Source organism: Trujillonella humicola, from assembly GCF_046233715.1.
GTDB lineage: Bacteria > Actinomycetota > Actinomycetes > Mycobacteriales > Geodermatophilaceae > Trujillonella > Trujillonella humicola.
In genome coordinates this window covers 17,101-33,754 of sequence record NZ_JBJNRJ010000001.1, presented here as the reverse complement: position 1 = coordinate 33,754, position 16,654 = coordinate 17,101, and the positions used below count along the sequence as shown (strand labels likewise).

The following is a 16,654-nucleotide window of genomic DNA, read 5'->3' as shown; positions in this document are numbered from 1 at the left end:
CGGTCCTCCGGAGTCGGTGCGGTCAGGCGGCGCGCGCCGGGTACGGGGAGTCCTCGGGGGCGTCGGCGACGGCGAGGAAGGCCTGCTCGAGGGTCGCCGAGCGGGCCTGCAGGCCCGTCAGGGGCACACGCTCGCGCTCGGCCCAGGCCAGCAGCCGGGTGAGTGCGGGCTGGAGGGCCGGGGTGTGCAGCTCGACCCGCGGTGCCGCGCGCACCGGCCGCACGCCGGGCAGCGACGGGAGCGCGGGCGCGCCCGGGGGGAGCTCGAACCGGATCGTCGCCGGCTGGGTGGCGGCGATCTCGCCGGCGGTGCCGCTGAGCACGATCCGGCCCGCGCGCATCACGGCGATGCGGTCGGCCAGCTCCTCGGCCTCCTCCAGGTGGTGCGTGGTGAGGACGACGGCGGCACCCTCCGCCACGTGCCGGCGGACCAGCTCCCACACCGCGCGGCGGCTCTCCGGGTCCAGGCCGGTGCTGGGCTCGTCGAGGACGACGACCCGTGGCCGGCCCAGCAGGGCGAGGGAGAGGTCCAGGCGCCGGCGCTCTCCACCGGAGAGGCTGCGCACCGCGACGTCGGCCCGTCCGGTCAGACCGACCTGGGACAGGGCCTCCGCCACGGGCCGCGGAGAGGTCAGCGTCCCGGCCCAGAACCGGACGGTCTCGGCCACCGTCAGGTCGCCGGGCAGCCCGCCGGCCTGCAGGAGCACGCCCAGGGACGGCCGGACGGCGGCCCGCTCGGTGAGCGGGTCGCGCCCCAGCACCCGGACGCGGCCCGCGCTCGGACGGGCGAGCCCCTCGACGACCTCCAGCGCGGAGGTCTTGCCGGCCCCGTTGACGCCGAGGAGGGCGAAGACCTCTCCGGGCCGGACCTCGAAGGAGATGCCGCGGACCGCGGGAAAGGCCCCGTAGCGGCGCTCCAGGTCGACGACCTCGACGGCCGGCGGGCCGCCGTCCGTGGCCGGGGGGACGGGGGACGGGTGCATGGGACCTCCTGGGGCGGGGCCCGGCCGCGGCGCGGCGGGGTGCTCGGGGACACCTCCAGGCTGCCGCCGGGCGGGCCCGGGCACAGGTGCCGGCGCTCACGACCCGGCCGCCCACCTGCACGGGCGCACCCCTGACACGTGTCACGGGTGCGCCCGCCGGACGGGCCCGTCGCGAGGGCGACCTACCCTGGGTGCCGTGCCGAGCGCCGCCCGTCCCCTCGCCGGGGGGACCCGGCTCCCGCCGGCCGAGTGGGCGCGGCGAGCCGCGGCGCACGCCGAGCGGGCCGATGCGCTGACCGCCGGGCACCGCGCCCGGCGGCCCCGCGGCGAGACCCACCCGATCGAGGACTTCCTCTTCACCTACTACGACACCCGCCCGGCGCTGCTGCGCCGCTGGCACCCCGGTGCGGGCGTGGCGCTGCTCCCCGATGACGGGACGCCCGCCCCGCAGGCCGGCACCCGCTGGTACCGCACGGACGCCGACGGCGTGGTCGCCCTGGACCCGGCCGCCTACCTGGCCGACCGCGACGGCACGGTCCGCTTCGTCGCGCGCCTGCTGGCCGCGACCGCGAGCCGGGCCCCCTTCACCGGCTGCTTCGGCCTGCACGAGTGGGCGATGGTGTACCGCGCCGACGAGCGGCGCCACGCGCTGCCGCTGCGGCTGGGGCGGGCGGGCACCGACGCCGTCGTCGAGGCCTCGGCGCTGCGGTGCACGCACTACGACGCGTTCCGCTTCTTCACCCCCGAGGCCGCCGACCGCGCCGCGCTGCAGCCGACCCGCGCCACGCAGGTCGACCTCGAGCAGCCGGGCTGCCTGCACGCCGGGATGGACCTGCACAAGTGGTCGCTCAAGCTGGGACCCGCGGTCCCGGGCGAGCTGGCGCTGGACTGCTTCGCGCTGGCCGCCGACGTCCGGCTGCTGGACATGCAGGCCTCGCCCTACGACCTGCGCGCCCACGGGGAGCCGGCCGTCGCCGTCGAGACGCCGGAGGGGCGCGCCGAGTACGCCCGCCGGCAGCGCGCCCTGGCCGACCGCGGTGCCGTCCTGCGCGGGCGGCTCCTCGAGGTCTGCGACCGGCTGCTCGCTGGACGCCCGCCCGTCGCCGCGCCGTCCCCGGCTCGCCGTACCGTCGGTGCGTGACCTCTCGCCCGATGGACTCCGTGCGCACCGACCGCTGGCTGACCCTGGACGGGACGACCAACACCCGCGACCTGGGCGGCCTGCCCACCGTCGACGGCGGGACGACGCTCCCCGGGCGCGTGCTGCGCAGCGACAACCTGCAGACCCTGACCGACGCCGACGTCCACCGGCTGGTGTCCGGCCTCGGCCTGCGCGAGGTGATCGACCTGCGCAGCACCGCCGAGGTCCTGCTGGAGGGCCGCGGGCCGCTGCGGTCGGTGCCGGGGGTCGTCCACCGCCACTTCAGCCTGCTGCCCGAGCGGGGCCACCACACCGACGTGTTCGCGGTGGAGGAGACCGAGGTCCCCGAGCTGCCCGGCGGCTGGGCCGAGTCGCTGCTGCCCCGGCAGGTGGCCGAGCAGGACGAGGGCGAGCCGCCGGCCGTGCGGTCCTACCTGGGCTACCTGGAGCACCGGCCGGAGAACGTGACGGGGGCGCTGCGCGCGCTGGCCGCCGCGGACGGCGCCTCGGTGGTGCACTGCGCCGCGGGCAAGGACCGCACCGGCGTCATCGTCGCCTTCGCCCTCGCCGTCGCCGGCGTTCCGCAGGAGGAGATCGTCGCCGACTACGCGCTGACGGCGGAGATCATCGACGCGCTGGTGGCCAAGCTCGCCACCTCCCCGACCTACGCCGAGGACCTGGCTCGCCGCGACGTCGCCGTCCACACGCCGCGGGCGGAGACGATGCAGCGCGTGCTCTCCCTGCTCGACGAGCGGCACGGCGGCCCCGCCGGCTGGCTGGCGGCGCACGGCTTCGGGCCGGCGGAGCAGGCCGCCCTGCAGGCGCGGCTGCGCGGCTGAGGGCGCTCAGCCCCCGCGGCGGTCGGCCAGGGCGGCGGCCAGGAGGTCGTCGGCCACCCCCCACTCGCCGGAGTGCACGGCCACGCCCACGGTGGTGCCCACCTGCACCGGCCGCCGGGCCAGCCGGAACGGCTCGGTGAAGCACGCCCGCACGCGGGTCAGCACGGCCTCGGCGTCCGCGGGGCCTCCCAGTCCGGGCAGTAGGACGGCGAACTCGTCGGCACCGAGCCGCGCCACGGTGTCCGCCGGGCGGACGGCGGCGCGCAGCCGGGCGGCCACCTGGCGGAGCAGCTCGTCGCCGGCCTGGGCGCCGTGCTCACCGTTCACGGCGGCGAAGCCGTCGAGGTCGCAGCAGAGGACGCCGACGGACTGGTCGGCCCGCACCGCGGCCAGGGCGGTCTCCAGCCGCTCGCGCAGCAACCCGCGGTTGGGCAGGCCCGTGAGCGCGTCGTGGGTGGCCTGGTGGCGCAGGGTCTCGGCGAGCCGGGCGCGGTCCACCGCCACCGCGATCGTCGAGGCCGCGGCGCGGAGCCGGTCGAGCGGCTCGCCCTCCAACCCGGCGGGCGTGCGGCCGGCCGGCCAGCTGGCGGCGACGACGCCGAGGAAGACTCCGCCCGCGACGAGCGGCACGGCGAGCGCGTCGGTGACCCCGCCGGCGCCCAGCAGGTCGCGGACGGCCGGGCTGCACGACTCCCAGCGCAGCACCCGGGGCGCGCGGTCGGTGAGCATGCCCACCAGCTCGGGGGTCTCCTCGGCGTGCAGCTCGAGCGGCAGGGGATCGGCCGATCCGCTGCCGGCCACGGCCCGCAGCCGACCGGCCCCGGTCTCCCACAGCAGCAGCGTCGTCCGGTCGCAGCCGACGACACCGGGCAGCGCGGCGGCCGCCTCGGCGCACACGGCCGCGGCGTCGGGGGCGGCCGCCACGGCCGGGCCCAGGGCCGTGAGGGCGGCGGCGCGGGCCGCCTCGGCGCGGGCCTGCTCCAGGGCAGCCCCCCGTTCGAGAACGGCGGCGGCCAGCCCGGCGTAGGCGCGCAGCACGGCAGCGGTGTCGCCGGCGGTGCCCGCGGCCGGGGCGTCGCCCGCCGCGGGCAGGGCGGCCAGGCGCCCGTGCCAGCGGCGGCCGGAGACCACGTCGACCACGACGGCGCCGGGTGCCGGCGCGGTACCGGCGACGAGCACCGCGGCGAGGCCGGCCACCTGCTCCGCCGGGACACCGGCGGCACGCGACAGCACGCCCTCGCCGTCCGCGGCGGTCACAGCGAGGAGCACCCCGGCACCGGGCAGGGCCCGGCCGGCATGGGTCAGGAGGTCGGTCAGGGCATCGGCGGGCTCGGCGCCGGAGGCGAGGCCGCCGGCCGCGGCCTCGAGCGCGGCCAGGCGCCCGGGCTCCCGGCCGTCCCGCCCGTCGGGCGGCGGGGTCGCGCGGTGCCGGCGGCGCAGCGGCCCGCCCCGGTCAGAGGTCCTCACCTGCATCGCATCGGCACGGTGGTCATCCCGGTTGAGCGCGACCGACCCGTGCGAGGGGGGCGAGGCGGAACGGGCACGACGTCCACCCCGGAGCGGCCGGGTCCGGTCAGCGCGCCGGGGGGCCGCCGGCGGGCACGGGGCCCTCGCTCCGCCGGAGCCGCTTGTGCCGGTACATGTCGGCGTCCGCGGCACCCAGGACCTCGTCGGCCGCGCCGTGCTCGCCGGAGTGGACACCGACGCCCACGCTGGTGCCGACGCCGACCCGCCGGTTCCCCAGCCGGAACGGCTCGGCGAAGCCGGCGTGGATGCGCTCGACCACCTGCGCGGCGTCCTCGGGCGCGGACAGACGGGGCAGGACGACGGCGAACTCGTCGCCGCTGAGCCGACCCACCACGTCGCCCGGCCGGATCGCGCCGCGCAGCCGCGCGGACACCTGCCGGAGGAGCTCGTCGCCCGCGGCGTGCCCGAGCGTGTCGTTGACCTGCTTGAACCCGTCGAGGTCGCAGAAGAGGACCGCCACGTGCCGGTCCGCCGGGTTCGTCGCCAGCGCGCGCTCCAGCCGCTCGAGGAGCAGCCCGCGGCCGGGCAGGCCGGTGAGCGTGTCGTGGGTCGCCTGGTGGCGGACGGTCTCGAGCAGCCGGGCCTTCTGCAGCGCGGTCGCGCCCTGGTCGCCGACGCCGCGCAGGCGGGCGAGGACGTCCCCGTCACGGCTCGGTACCGGTGCGCCCGCCGCCCACGAGGCGGTGGCCACCCCGAGCAGCGTGGTCCCGGCCAGCAGGGGGACGGCGACGACCTGGGCGACCCCCAGGCGCGCGAGCAGCTCGTCGAGCACGGGGCTGCTGGCCCCGACGGTCAGGAAGCGCGGTTCCCGGTCGGTGAGCATCCCGACCAGTTCGGGGATCTCCTCGGCCGTGAGGACGGCCCGCGCCAGCACCTGGGTCGCCTCCAGCGCCAGCCCTTCGGACGCGGCCGTGCGCAGCGCGCCGGCGGCGGGGTCCCACAGCAGCACCGAGGCGCTGGTGGAGCCGACGACGCCCGGCAGGGCCGAGGCCACCTCCCGGCACACGGCCTCCGCATCCGGCGCCGCCGACAGCCGGTGCGCGAGCCCGAGCAGCGCCTCGGCGCGGCGGGCCTCCAGGCGGGCCTCGTCGAGCGCCATGACCAGGTCCAGCGCGGCCGCGGCGTGGCCCGCGTAGGCGGCCAGCATGTCGCGTTCCGCGCCGAGAGCGCCGTCGCCCGGCCGGTTCAGGGCCGCCAGGCGGCCGTGGTGGCGGCGGGGGGAGCGCACCTCCACCGAGACTGCACCGGCGCCGAGGTCGTCACCGGCGAGCAGCCGGCGGGCGAGCAGGGGGACCTGCTCGGCCGGGACGCCGGACGCGTGCACCAGGGGCGGGCCCCCCTGCGGCGAGGCGACGGCGAGCAGGTAGCCCGGCGCGAGGACCGCGGCCGCGGCCCGTTCCACGATCCGGTGGAGCACCGCCTCGAGGTCGTCGGCGGCGACGAGGTCCGCCGCGGTCGACTGCAGTGCCCGCAGCTGCTCGCGCAGGGCGGCCAGCTCCGCGTCCTGCCCGCCCCGCGCGCGCCGGTGCCACCAGCGGGGTCGCCGGTCCCAGGTCAGGTGGTAGACGCAGGCCGGGTGCCCGTCGGACTCGCACTCCTCGTGCACGACCGTGGCCGGCCGCAGGCCGAAGATGGTGGGGACCATGCCGATCAGGCCGCGCGCGTAGTCGCAGTCCAGCCGGGAGTGCCGGAAACCGTCGTGCAGCCGGAAGCTCACGGTGGCGTGGGTCGGGCCGCAGGCGACGATCCGCATGGTCGAGGTCGTGCTGAAGTTGCCGACCGCCCGCGGCAGCTTTCGGTAGACCTGCTGCGGGGAGCCGAGCGCGCGCACGAGCAGGACGACGGCGGGGCTCATGCCGCCGCTCAGCGACTCCGCCCCGACCCGGAACATCGTCTCCGGGTCGCCGAGGACCTCCGTGGCGGCCGTGAACAGCCGGATCCGCGTGTCGTAGCTCGTCCACCGCGAGGGCCGCGAGAGCTCCTCGGCGCTCAGCGCGATCCCGGCACGACGGAGCACCGCGTCGACGGCGGCGTCGCCGCCGTGCTCCCGCACGTACGCGAGGACCAGGGCCGTCGTGGCCCCGGACGTCTCCCGCGGCTCCTCCCCGGGACCCGGGTCAGGGCGCTCCTGCTTGTCCACGGGGGGCATATCGGCACGATGGCGTCTCGGCCGCACCCCGGCCACCCCCTCGGGGGGAGGAGCCCGCTACGACAGCGGCCCTGCACCCCGGTGGGGTGCAGGGCCGCCGGGCGGACGGCTCAGCGGCCGTTGGCGATGGTCAGCAGCTCGTCGCGCAGCGCGGGGCTGGGGGCACGGAACAGCGCACGCTCCAGGGCCCGGCGGGTGCGCGAGGCCTGCCGACGCTGACGCCAGGTGGACACGGTGCTCATTGCTGCTCTCCGGAGGTCGTCGGTGCGGTGACATCCGTAGTATAGCAGGCGAACGCCGGTCTATTCCTCAGGATCGTCGGTGAGTCACGGACGAAGCTTAAGAACGTCACCCCGCCGAGGGAGATGTGCCATCAGTCCGTCACCAGCGCCGCGCGCGCCGCGGCCCGCGCCGCCGCCGGGTCGGCGGCGGCGAGCGCGGCCTCCGCGGCGCGGCGGCAGGCGTCGTGGGTCACCGTCGCCAGACGGGCGCCGACACCGGCCACGGACGACGCCGCGCACGACAGCGACGTCACGCCCAGGCCGACGAGCACGCAGGCCAGCAGAGGGTCGGCCGCCGCCTCGCCGCACACCCCGACCGGCTTGGCCGCGCGGACGCCGGCCTCGGCGGTGTGCCGGACGAGGGTGAGCAGCGCCGGCTGCCACGGGTCGGTGAGGTCGGCGAGCTCTCCGGAGAGGCGGTCGGCCGCGAGGGTGTACTGCGACAGGTCGTTGGTGCCCAGCGACAGGAAGTCGACGTGCCGCAGCAGCCGGTCGGCGAGCAGGGCGGCCGAGGGCACCTCCACCATCACCCCGGGAACGAGGCCGCGGGCGCGCACGCGGCCGGCGAAGTCGGCCGCCTCCGCCTCGGTGGCCACCATGGGGGCCATCACCCAGGGGACCTCGCCGGTGCGCCGGGCGGCCTCCGCGATCGCGTCGAGCTGGCGCTCGAGCAGCCCGGGGTCGCGGCGGGCCACCCGCAGCCCGCGGACGCCGAGCGCCGGGTTGGCCTCGGCGGGCGGGGTGGCGAAGGCCAGCGGCTTGTCGGAGCCGGCGTCCAGCGTCCGGACGACGACGCGGCGGCCGGCGCACGCGGCGAGGACCGCGGCGTAGCCGTCGGCCTGTTCCTCCGGCGAGGGCTCCTCCGCCCGGCCCAGGAACGCCAGCTCCGTGCGCAGCAGCCCGACGCCCTCCGCCGCCGCGTCCATGGCCAGGCGCGCGCCCGCGCCGTCCTGCACGTTGGCGAGCAGCTTCACCTCGCATCCGTCCCGGGTGGCCGCCGGTCCCCGGTAGGCGGCCAGCGCGGCCGCGATCTCCTCCGCCTCGGCGACCCGGGCGCGCGCCGCGCCCTCGTCCGGACCCACCGTCACGGTGCCGTGCTCCCCGTCCAGCAGCACCGTCGCGCCGGCCGGCACGTCGTCCAGCCCCGCGACGGCGACCACGCAGGGCAGCCCGAGCTGCCGGGCGATGATCGCCGTGTGGCTGGTGGCCCCGCCCTGCGACGTGGCCAGCCCGATGATGCGGGTCGGGTCCAGACCCGCGGTGTCGGCCGGGGCGAGGTCCTCGGCGAGCAGCACGGAGGGGACCTCGGGAGCCGGCACGCCGGGCTCCCCCTGGCCGGTGAGCTCGGCGACGATCCGGTCCCGGACGTCGCGCACGTCGGTCACCCGCTCGGCCATGAGTCCGCCGAGGCCGGCGAACAGGTCGACGAACTGCTGCGCGGCGTCGACGGTCGCCACCGCCGCGGGCGCACCCCCGTCGATCCGCTGCTCGACGGCGGCGAGCAGGCCACGGTCGCGGGCCAGAGCGGCGGTCGCGGCCAGCACCTCGGCGCTCGCGCCGGTCGCGGCCCCCGCCCGGGCGGCCAGCCGGTCGGCGACCCGGCCGGCGGCCGCCGCGAACCGCTCCTTCTCGGCCGCGCGTGCGCCCTCGGCGACCGCGTCGGCCGGCCCCTCGGGCAGGCGTACCGCCCCGGAGGGCCGTACGACGGGCCCCCACGCGGCGCCGGGGACGACCGGGGTGCCGGTGAGGACGGTGGTCGTGGTGGCGGGAGCGGACATCGGTACCTCACTCGGGATGGCGGGGCGGACGGGACGCGAGACGGGACGGCGTCGACCCGTGCCGGTGACCAGCCTCACGAATCGGTGTTGACTTGTCAACGTAACCAACGTAGAACAACACCAACACAGACATGAAACCAACTACTCGGGCACAGCGCGAAGGGGGTCCGCGTGTACGCGGAAGAGCGCCAGCAGGCGATCGCCGGCCTCGTGGCCGACCGCGGTCGCATCGCGGTGACCGCGCTCGCCGAGGACTTCGGCGTCACCACGGAGACCATCCGGCGGGACCTCGCCGTCCTCGAGCGCGCCGGAGCCCTGCGGCGGGTGCACGGCGGCGCCGTGCCGGCCGGGGCGCTGACCCTCGCCGAGACCGCGCTCGGCGAGCGGACCGCGACCCGGCTGGAGCAGAAGCGCAAGATCGCCACCGCCGCGCTCGACCTCCTCCCCGACACCGACGGCAGCCTGCTGCTGGACGGCGGCAGCACCACGGCGGCGCTCAGCGAGCTGCTGCCGCCCGACCGCCGGCTGTTCGTCGCCACCAACTCCGTGCCCATCGCCGCGCGGCTGTCCACCGCGGCCGGGCTGACGCTGCACGTCCTGGGCGGGCGGGTCCGCGGGATCACCCAGACCTCGGTCGGCGAGACGCCGGTGCGCGCGCTGGGCGAGCTGCGGCTGGACGTGGCCTTCCTCGGCGCGAACGGCGTCACCGCGGCGCACGGCTGCACCACCCCCGACGAGGCCGAGGCCTCGGTCAAGCGGGCGATGGCGCGCTCCGCGCACCGGGTGGTCGTCCTGGCCGACAGCAGCAAGCTCGGCCGCGAGCACCTGGTGCGCTTCGCCCGGGCCGACGAGGTCGACGTGCTGGTGACCGACGCCGGGGCCGACCCCCAGCACGTCGCCGCTCTGGAGGACGCCGGCGTCGAGGTCGTGGTCGCGTGAGCGAGCTCGCGGACCCGGCAGGCGGCCGCAGCACCGGGCGCCGCGTCGTCACCCTGACGGCCAACCCGAGCATGGACCGGACCCTCGCCCTCCCCGGCGCGCTCGACCGCGGCGCGGTCGCCCGGCTGGGCCCGAGCTCCACCGAGCCGGGCGGCAAGGGCGTCAACGTCGCCCGCGCCCTGGCTGCCGCCGGCGGCCAGGTCGTCACCGTCCTGCCCGCGGCGCTGGACGACCCGATCGTGGCCGCGCTGCGCCGGCTCGGGCTGCCGATGGCCACCGTCGACGTCCCGGTCCCCGTCCGCACCAACTACAGCCTCACCGAGCCCGACGGCACCACCACCAAGCTCAACGAGCCCGGCGCCCCGCTCGACGCCGCCACGCGCAGCGCGCTGACCGACGCCCTGCTGCGCGCCGCCGACGGCGCGGCCTGGGTGGTGCTGGCCGGCTCGCTGCCCCCGGGGACGCCGGCGGACTGGTACGCCGAGCTCGTCGTGGCGCTGCGCCCGACCGGCGCCCGGATCGCCGTGGACACCTCCGAGGCGCCGCTGATCGCGTTGCTGTCCGCCGGACCGGCGGCAGCACCGGACCTGCTCAAGCCCAACGCCGAGGAGCTGGCCCAGGCCGCCGGCACCAGCGAGTCCGCGCTCACCGCGGACCCGGCCGCGCTGCTCGCCGCGGTCGACGGCCTGCACGCCGGAGGCGTCGGCGAGGTGCTCCTCACCCTGGGCGCCGACGGCGCCCTCCTGTCGACCGCGGCGGGCGGCCGCTTCACCGCCCGCCCGCCGCGGATCGCCGTGCGCAGCACGGTCGGTGCCGGGGACTGCAGTCTGGCCGGGCACCTGTTGGCCGACCTGGCCGGAGCACCACCGGTGGAGCGGCTGCGCCGCGCGGTCGCCTCCGGCGCGGCCGCGGCCGGCCTGCCCGGCTCCGCCGTCCCGACGCCGGCGGAGGTCGACCGCGTGGCCGCCTCCGTCGAGACCGCCCCGCTCAGCGGGCGGCAGTTCTCCTCCCCCGTCGCGCCCGCCGGGTCCGACGTCCCCTGACGCACCTGTCGAGAGGTCCGCATGTCCGCACTCATCACGCGTGAGCTCGTCACGCTGGACGCCGAACTGGGCGCCGACAAGGAGGCCGTGGTCCGCCGGCTCGCCGCGCTGGTGGCCGACGCCGGCCGGGCCACCTCCGCCGAGGGGCTGGCCGGCGACGCGCTGGCCCGCGAGGCGCAGGCCGCCACCGGCCTGCCCGGCGGCATCGCGATCCCGCACTGCCGCTCCGGCGCGGTCACCGAGGCCTCGTTGGCCTTCGCCCGCCTCTCCCCCGCCGTCGCGTTCGGCGCACCGGACGGCCCGGCGGACCTCGTCTTCCTCATCGCCGCGCCCGAGCACGGCGACGCCGACCACCTGACCCTGCTCACCGCGCTGGCGCGCGCGCTGGTCAAGCCCGAGTTCGTGGCCTCGCTGCGCGCGGCCGGCTCGGCCGACGAGGTGGTCGCCCTCGTGCAGGAGGTCGTCGCGCCCCAGCCCGCCGCCGCCCCGGCGGCTGCCACACCCGCCGCCGCGCCCGCCGCCGCGCCCGGTACGGCCACCCCACCCGCGCCCGCCGCGACCCGCAGCCTGGTCGCCGTCACCGCCTGCCCGACCGGGATCGCGCACACCTACATGGCAGCCGACAAGCTCACCGCCGCCGCCCAGGCCGCCGGCGTGGTGCTGCACGTGGAGACGCAGGGGTCGTCGGGCTCCACGCCACTGGACCCGGAGGTCGTCCGCGCCGCGGACGCCGTCGTGTTCGCCGTCGACGTCGGCGTCCGGGACCGGGAGCGCTTCGCCGGCAAGCCGGTCGTGCAGTCCGGGACCAAGCGGGCCATCAACGAGCCCGACGTCATGATCCGCGAGGCGCTGGCCGCCGCGGACGACCCGCAGGCCCGCCGGGTCCCGGGCACCGCCGGGGGCGCCGACCCGGCCGCTGCCGGACCGCGGCCGGGCACCGGCACGGAGATCCGCCGCTGGCTGCTGACCGGTGTCAGCTACATGATCCCGTTCGTGGCCGCCGGGGGCCTGCTCATCGCCCTGGGCTTCCTGTTCGGCGGGTACCAGATCGTCAGCGACAACCCCGACGCCGAGGGCCAGAGCTACGCCCTCAGCTGGGTGCTGAACAACTCGTTCGTCGACCTGCCGTCGGCCGCCGGGATCGAGGGCCTCAACGACGGGTTCGCCGGCTACCTGGGCGCCGTCTTCACCGTGCTCGGTCAGGCCGCGTTCGGCTTCCTGGTCCCGGCGCTGGCCGGCTACATCGCCTTCGCGATCGCCGACCGGCCGGGCATCGTGCCCGGGTTCGTCGTCGGCGCGGTCTCGGTCACGGTGGGCGCCGGCTTCATCGGCGGCCTGGTCGGCGGCATCATCGCCGGCTTCGCCGCGCTGTGGATCAGCCGCTGGCGGCTGCCGGTCGGCGTCCGCGGGCTGCAGCCGGTCGTGATCATCCCGCTGCTGGCGACGCTGATCTCCAGCGGCCTGATGGCCGTCGTCCTGGGCCGGCCGCTGGCCGCGGCGCTGGAGGGCCTGGGCAACTGGCTCGAGGGGCTGACCGGCACCTCCGCCGCCCTGCTGGGGGTCATCCTCGGCCTGATGATGTGCTTCGACCTGGGCGGCCCGGTGAACAAGGCGGCCTACGTCTTCGCGACGACGGGCCTCACGGCCGCCGCCACCGGCGCGCCGCTGGTCATCATGGCGACGGTCATGGCCGCCGGCATGGTGCCGCCGCTGGCGATGGCCCTGAGCACGCTCCTGCGTCCCCGGCTCTACACCCCCGCCGAGCGGGACAACGGCAAGGCCGCGTGGCTGCTGGGCGCCTCGTTCATCTCCGAGGGCGCGATCCCGTTCGCCGCGGCGGACCCCCTGCGGGTCATCCCCTCGATGATGCTCGGCGGCGCGACCACCGGGGCGATCGTGGCCGCGGCCGGGGTGGAGCTGCGGGCCCCGCACGGCGGTGTCTTCGTGCTCTTCGCGATGACCGGCATCGCCTGGTTCCTGCTGGCCCTGCTCGCCGGCACGGTCGTCGGCGCGATCGCCGTCACCCTGGCCAAGAGCATCGGCCGGCCGAAGGCCGAGGACGTCCCCGAGGACGCCGTCGACCTGACCCACGCGCACGCGGCGGTCGGCACCGCCCCCGCCCAGCCGGTCCGCGCCTGAGCAAGGACCAGCCTGCCCCCCCACCGCTCGCGAGCCCGCGGTGGGACCCTGCAGGCTGGCCGTGAACGCCGCAGCGTCCCCAGCAGCGAGGAGAGGCATCGATGCCCAGTCAGACCGTCACCGTCGGTTCCCGCGTCGGGCTGCACGCCCGTCCGGCGGCCCTGATCGCCGAGGCCGTCGCGAAGAGCGGCGTCCCGGTCACCCTGGCCACCCCCGGCGGCGCGCCCGTCGACGGCGGCTCGGCACTGATGATCATGACGCTCGGGGCGAAGCAGGGCGCAGAAGTCGTCGTCACCAGCGACGACGACGCCACCCTGGCCCGGATCGCCGACCTGGTGGCCGCCGATCTCGACGCCGAGTAGCTCCCCGCGAGATCTGCACAGTCGTCGCCGTCAGGCGCTGATGCCGACCACTGTGCAGATCTCGCCGGAACGACGACGGCGCCCGTCCCCTCGGCCGCGGGGCCGGGCGCCGGTGGCGTGCCGGGGTGGTTACCGCTGGTCGGGCCGGGAGACCTCGCCGCGCCAGGCACCGGTCTCGCTGCCGCGCTTCTCGATGAACTCCTTGAACCGCATGGCGTCGGCCTTCACCTGGCGGTCGTCGAACCCCAGCGCCGCGCCGGCCTTCTCCACGACGCCCTGCGGCTCCCAGTCGATCTGGATCATGACGCGGGTCTTCGCGTCGTCGAGCCGGTGGAAGGTCACCACACCGGCGTGCTTGGCGTCCCCGCTCGTGCTGGTCCAGGCGACCCGCTCCTCGGGGTGCTGCTCGGTGATCTCGGCGTCGAACTCGCGCGTGACGCCGTCGATGCTGGTGACCCAGTGGGTGTGCGTGTCGTCGATCTGGGTGATCCGCTCGACGCCGCCCATGAACTCCGGGAAGGACTCGAACTGCGTCCACTGGTCGTAGGCGACCCGGATCGGGACGTCGACGTCGACGGACTCCTGCACGCTGGCCACGGTCGGCCTCCTCTGGTCTCGGGATGTCGGTTCGGGATCCGCCTACCCACCTCCCCGCCGCCGGACACACGGCACGGAGTGGGCCGGCCGCCTGGTCAGCGCAGCGCCGCCGCCAGGCTGCCCCGCACCGGCCGGCCCTCGAGGAGCAGCATCTGGGCCAGGTGGTAGGCGTCGGGCTGCCCCGACCAGGTGCCCGTCGCGACGTCGCCGGCCGGGGTGAGCTCGTGGTGCCAGTTGCCGGTCGCGGGATCGGCGAACCGCTGCTCGCCGTGCGCCCGCCAGGCCCGCGCCAGCGCGGCCGCCCGGTCGTCACCGGTGGCGGCGTGCCGCACGGTGGCGGCCGCGACGGCCTCGCACAGCACCCAGTGCAGGCGCGCACCGACGACCGGCCGGTCGTCCCAGTCCAGCGTGTACGGGAAGCCGGGCTCCCCGTCGGCGGCCCAGCCGCGCGCGGCTGCGGCGTCGAACAGGCCGAGGGCGTCGTCGAGCAGCCAGGCCGGCGCCTCCTCGCCCAGGGCCGCGCGCAGGTGCAGGCACAGGCGGGCCCACTCGAACTGGTGCCCGACGGTGACGCCGTAGGGCCGGAACGGGTCGGCCGGGCGGTCGCGGTTGTGCCCGGGCAGCGGCTCCCACCCGGCGGTGAAGTGCTCGGGCAACCGCCAGTCCCGCTCGCGCGCCCAGCCGTGCACGATGCGGCCGGTGCTGCGCAGCGCCCGCTGCCGCAGGGCGGCCGCGGTGGCCGGCTCCTCGGCGGCGAGGGCGTCGGCGGCGGCCAGGGTGGCCTCGACGCCGTGCATGTTGGCGTTGGCGCCGCGATAACCGCCGCAGACCGCCCAGTCGCGGCTCCACTCCTCCACCGCCAGGCCCGCGGCGTCGTCCCAGAACCGGCCGTCCCACACGGCCAGGGCCTGCCCCAGCAGCTGCCGCCCGCCGTCGATGCCGGCGGCGGTGGCGGTGGCGCCGGCGAGGACGACGAAGGCGTGCACGTAGGCCGCCTTGGTGTCGTCGTCCTCGGCGGCCCGCCAGCCGCCGTGCTCGGCGTCGTGCAGCGGACCGTCGAGCAGCGCCGCCACGCCGTGCCCGGCCAGCCCGCCGGCGCCCGGGCGGCCGAGCAGGTGCGCCAGCCCGAACACGTGGGTCATCCGGGCGACGACGTAGGTCTCCTGCGGCCGGCCCTCCCGTTCCCCGTCGGACCCGAGGTGGCCGAAGCCGCCCTCGGGCGCCCGGGAGCGCGCGGCGAAGTCCAGCAGCCGGCCGAGGTCGGTCACCGGGGCCGCCTGCCCTCCGCCGGGGTCCACCCCCCTCACCGGCACCACCGGCCTCAGAACGCCAGCGCCGCTGCCGGGTCGTGCAGCACCGCGCCCACGTCGGCGAGGAAACGGCTGCCCAGCTCCCCGTCGACCACCCGGTGGTCGAACGACAGCGCGAGCGTGGTGACCTGCCGCGGCACGACCTCCCCCTTGTGCACCCAGGGCATCGGGCGCACCGCTCCGAAGGCGAGGATCGCCGACTCCCCCGGGTTGAGGATCGGCGTTCCGGTGTCGACGCCGAACACGCCGACGTTGGTGATCGTGATCGTGCCGCCGGCCATGTCGGCCGGGGAGGTGCGCCCCGCGCGGGCGGTCTCCGTCAGCTCGGCCAGCGCGCGGGCGAGGTCGGGCAGGGAGAGCCGGTCGGCGTCCTTGACGTTGGGCACCAGCAGGCCGCGCGGGGTCGCCGCCGCGATGCCGAGGTGCACGTGCCCGGGGACGACGATCTCGCGGGTCTCCTCCTCCCACCGGCTGTTCACCACCGGGTGCCGGCGCACCGCGAGCAGCAGCGCCTTCGCCACGAGCAGCAGCGGGCTGACCTTGAGACCGGCGAACTCGGGCCGGGCGGCGAGCCGGCCGCGCAGCTTCATCGTGCGCGTGACGTCGACGGTGAGGAACTCCGTCACGTGCGGCGCGGTGAACGCGCTGGCCACCATCGCCGCCGCGGTGTGCTTCCGGACCCCGCTGACCGGGATCCGCCGCTCGCCCGCGGCGGGGGTCCTCGCCGCCGCGGAGGCGGTCGCCGCCGCGGAGGCGGTCGCCGCCGCGGAGGCGGTCGCGGCGGGGACCGGACCCCCGGCCGCCGCCTCGACGTCGGCCCGCGTGACCACCCCGCCGGGACCGCTCCCGGCGAGTGCGGCCAGGTCCACGCCGAGGTCGCGGGCCAGCTTGCGCACCGGCGGCTTGGCCAGCGGCCGCGGCCGGCCGGTGCCGCGCGGCACCGTTCGGGCGGACGCCGCCGCCTGCTCCTCCAGGGCGTGCGCCTCGGCGGCCCGGCCGACCTCCAGCCCGCCGTGCCGGACCGGCTTGGTGTCGAGATCGGGCACGGTGGCCAGCAGCGGCGTCCGCGCCGGCGCGCTGCCCGCCGCGGGCGCCGTGACCGCGGGTGCGGTGGCGCGGGCGGCGACGGCCGTCCCGCTGCGCCGTGGCCGGCGACGGGCCTCGGTGGACCGGGGGCCGTAGCCGACCAGGTTCGGCGTCCGCTCCGCCGTCCCGCCCCCGCCCGGCGCCGGTGCTGCCGGGGCGTCGCCCCCCGCCCCGGCCGGACCGTCCCCACCCGCCCCGGCCGGACCGTCCCCACCCGCCCCACCGGTGTCGATCGTGATGATCGGCGCACCGACGTCGACCGTGCTGCCGACCTCGTGCAGCAGCTCGGTGACCGTGCCGGCGAACGGGGAGGGCAGCTCGACCGCCGCCTTCGCCGTCTCGACCTCGCACAGCGGCTGGTTGACCGCCACCTCGTCGCCGACGGCGACCAGCCACTGCAGGATCTCGCCCTCGGTGAGGCCCTCCCCGACGTCGGGGAGCCGGAACTGGCGCAGGGTGGACCGGTGCTGCGACGTCATCG

At 77.5% G+C, this 16,654-nt stretch carries 14 protein-coding genes; 6 read left to right on the top strand and 8 right to left on the bottom strand.

What is annotated here, in order from left to right:
- Positions 1–22 precede the first annotated feature (22 nt).
- Positions 23–982 carry an ABC transporter ATP-binding protein gene (locus ACK586_RS00170; RefSeq protein ID WP_409328437.1) on the bottom strand — a complete coding sequence of 320 codons (960 nt, stop codon included), beginning with the start codon at positions 980–982 and terminating at the stop codon, positions 23–25.
- Between the two features lie 196 nt (positions 983–1,178).
- Here ACK586_RS00170 and ACK586_RS00165 point away from each other — a divergent pair, with 196 nt between their 5' ends.
- Both ACK586_RS00165 and ACK586_RS00160 read left to right on the top strand, forming a co-directional pair.
- Positions 1,179–2,123: a 3-methyladenine DNA glycosylase gene (locus ACK586_RS00165; RefSeq protein ID WP_409328436.1), complete on the top strand. Its 945-nt coding sequence runs from the start codon at positions 1,179–1,181 to the stop codon at positions 2,121–2,123.
- Complete coding sequence (locus ACK586_RS00160) at positions 2,120–2,962, top strand: tyrosine-protein phosphatase (RefSeq protein ID WP_409328435.1); 843 nt, start codon at positions 2,120–2,122, stop codon at positions 2,960–2,962. The genes ACK586_RS00165 and ACK586_RS00160 overlap by 4 nt, the downstream gene beginning before the upstream one ends.
- A gap of 6 nt (positions 2,963–2,968) precedes the next feature.
- On the opposite strand, the gene ACK586_RS00155 is transcribed toward ACK586_RS00160, so the two are convergent.
- The 4 genes from ACK586_RS00155 to ACK586_RS00140 form a co-directional block, all read right to left on the bottom strand.
- On the bottom strand, positions 2,969–4,429 hold the full coding sequence (locus tag ACK586_RS00155) for a diguanylate cyclase domain-containing protein (RefSeq protein ID WP_409328434.1): 1,461 nt from the start codon (positions 4,427–4,429) through the stop codon (positions 2,969–2,971).
- Between the two features lie 106 nt (positions 4,430–4,535).
- On the bottom strand, positions 4,536–6,638 hold the full coding sequence (locus tag ACK586_RS00150; protein ID WP_409328433.1) for a diguanylate cyclase domain-containing protein: 2,103 nt from the start codon (positions 6,636–6,638) through the stop codon (positions 4,536–4,538).
- Positions 6,639–6,748: 110 nt separating this feature from the next.
- Positions 6,749–6,880: a hypothetical protein gene (locus ACK586_RS00145; RefSeq protein ID WP_409328432.1), complete on the bottom strand. Its 132-nt coding sequence runs from the start codon at positions 6,878–6,880 to the stop codon at positions 6,749–6,751.
- 131 nt (positions 6,881–7,011) lie between these two features.
- On the bottom strand, positions 7,012–8,697 hold the full coding sequence (locus ACK586_RS00140) for a phosphoenolpyruvate--protein phosphotransferase (protein WP_409328431.1): 1,686 nt from the start codon (positions 8,695–8,697) through the stop codon (positions 7,012–7,014).
- Between the two features lie 171 nt (positions 8,698–8,868).
- Here ACK586_RS00140 and ACK586_RS00135 point away from each other — a divergent pair, with 171 nt between their 5' ends.
- The 4 genes from ACK586_RS00135 (at position 8,869) to ACK586_RS00120 (ending at position 13,180) form a co-directional block, all read left to right on the top strand.
- The gene (locus tag ACK586_RS00135) at positions 8,869–9,636 is read left to right on the top strand and encodes a DeoR/GlpR family DNA-binding transcription regulator (RefSeq protein ID WP_409328430.1); all 768 of its coding nucleotides are present in this window, start codon (positions 8,869–8,871) and stop codon (positions 9,634–9,636) included.
- A complete protein-coding gene (locus ACK586_RS00130) occupies positions 9,633–10,679 on the top strand; it encodes a 1-phosphofructokinase family hexose kinase (RefSeq protein WP_409328429.1) in 1,047 nt (348 codons plus the stop codon). The genes ACK586_RS00135 and ACK586_RS00130 overlap by 4 nt, the downstream gene beginning before the upstream one ends.
- Positions 10,680–10,700: 21 nt before the next feature.
- Complete coding sequence (locus ACK586_RS00125) at positions 10,701–12,818, top strand: PTS fructose transporter subunit IIABC (protein ID WP_409328428.1); 2,118 nt, start codon at positions 10,701–10,703, stop codon at positions 12,816–12,818.
- A 101-nt stretch (positions 12,819–12,919) separates the two neighbouring features.
- Positions 12,920–13,180, top strand: coding sequence for an HPr family phosphocarrier protein (locus ACK586_RS00120; protein ID WP_409328427.1), 261 nt, complete (start codon positions 12,920–12,922; stop codon positions 13,178–13,180).
- Positions 13,181–13,309: 129 nt separating this feature from the next.
- On the opposite strand, the gene ACK586_RS00115 is transcribed toward ACK586_RS00120, so the two are convergent.
- From ACK586_RS00115 to ACK586_RS00105, 3 genes are all read right to left on the bottom strand, one after another.
- Positions 13,310–13,777 carry an SRPBCC family protein gene (locus tag ACK586_RS00115; RefSeq protein WP_409328426.1) on the bottom strand — a complete coding sequence of 156 codons (468 nt, stop codon included), beginning with the start codon at positions 13,775–13,777 and terminating at the stop codon, positions 13,310–13,312.
- A gap of 95 nt (positions 13,778–13,872) precedes the next feature.
- Entirely contained in the window at positions 13,873–15,045 is a 1,173-nt protein-coding gene (locus ACK586_RS00110) for an AGE family epimerase/isomerase (RefSeq protein ID WP_409328425.1), read from the bottom strand.
- A 53-nt stretch (positions 15,046–15,098) separates the two neighbouring features.
- On the bottom strand, positions 15,099–16,652 hold the full coding sequence (locus ACK586_RS00105) for a dihydrolipoamide acetyltransferase family protein (RefSeq protein ID WP_409328424.1): 1,554 nt from the start codon (positions 16,650–16,652) through the stop codon (positions 15,099–15,101).
- Between the last annotated feature and the right edge of the window lie 2 nt (positions 16,653–16,654).

What these genes read in the sequence shown, in the direction of transcription:
- ACK586_RS00170 (WP_409328437.1), bottom strand. Translation starts at nt 982, where the DNA reads ATGCACCCGTCCCCCGTCCCCCCGGCCACGGACGGCGGCCCGCCGGCC.
- ACK586_RS00150 (WP_409328433.1), bottom strand. Translation starts at nt 6,638, where the DNA reads ATGCCCCCCGTGGACAAGCAGGAGCGCCCTGACCCGGGTCCCGGGGAG.
- ACK586_RS00145 (WP_409328432.1), bottom strand. Translation starts at nt 6,880, where the DNA reads ATGAGCACCGTGTCCACCTGGCGTCAGCGTCGGCAGGCCTCGCGCACC.
- ACK586_RS00140 (WP_409328431.1), bottom strand. Translation starts at nt 8,697, where the DNA reads ATGTCCGCTCCCGCCACCACGACCACCGTCCTCACCGGCACCCCGGTC.
- ACK586_RS00125 (WP_409328428.1), top strand. Translation starts at nt 10,701, where the DNA reads ATGTCCGCACTCATCACGCGTGAGCTCGTCACGCTGGACGCCGAACTG.
- ACK586_RS00120 (WP_409328427.1), top strand. Translation starts at nt 12,920, where the DNA reads ATGCCCAGTCAGACCGTCACCGTCGGTTCCCGCGTCGGGCTGCACGCC.
- ACK586_RS00105 (WP_409328424.1), bottom strand. Translation starts at nt 16,652, where the DNA reads ATGACGTCGCAGCACCGGTCCACCCTGCGCCAGTTCCGGCTCCCCGAC.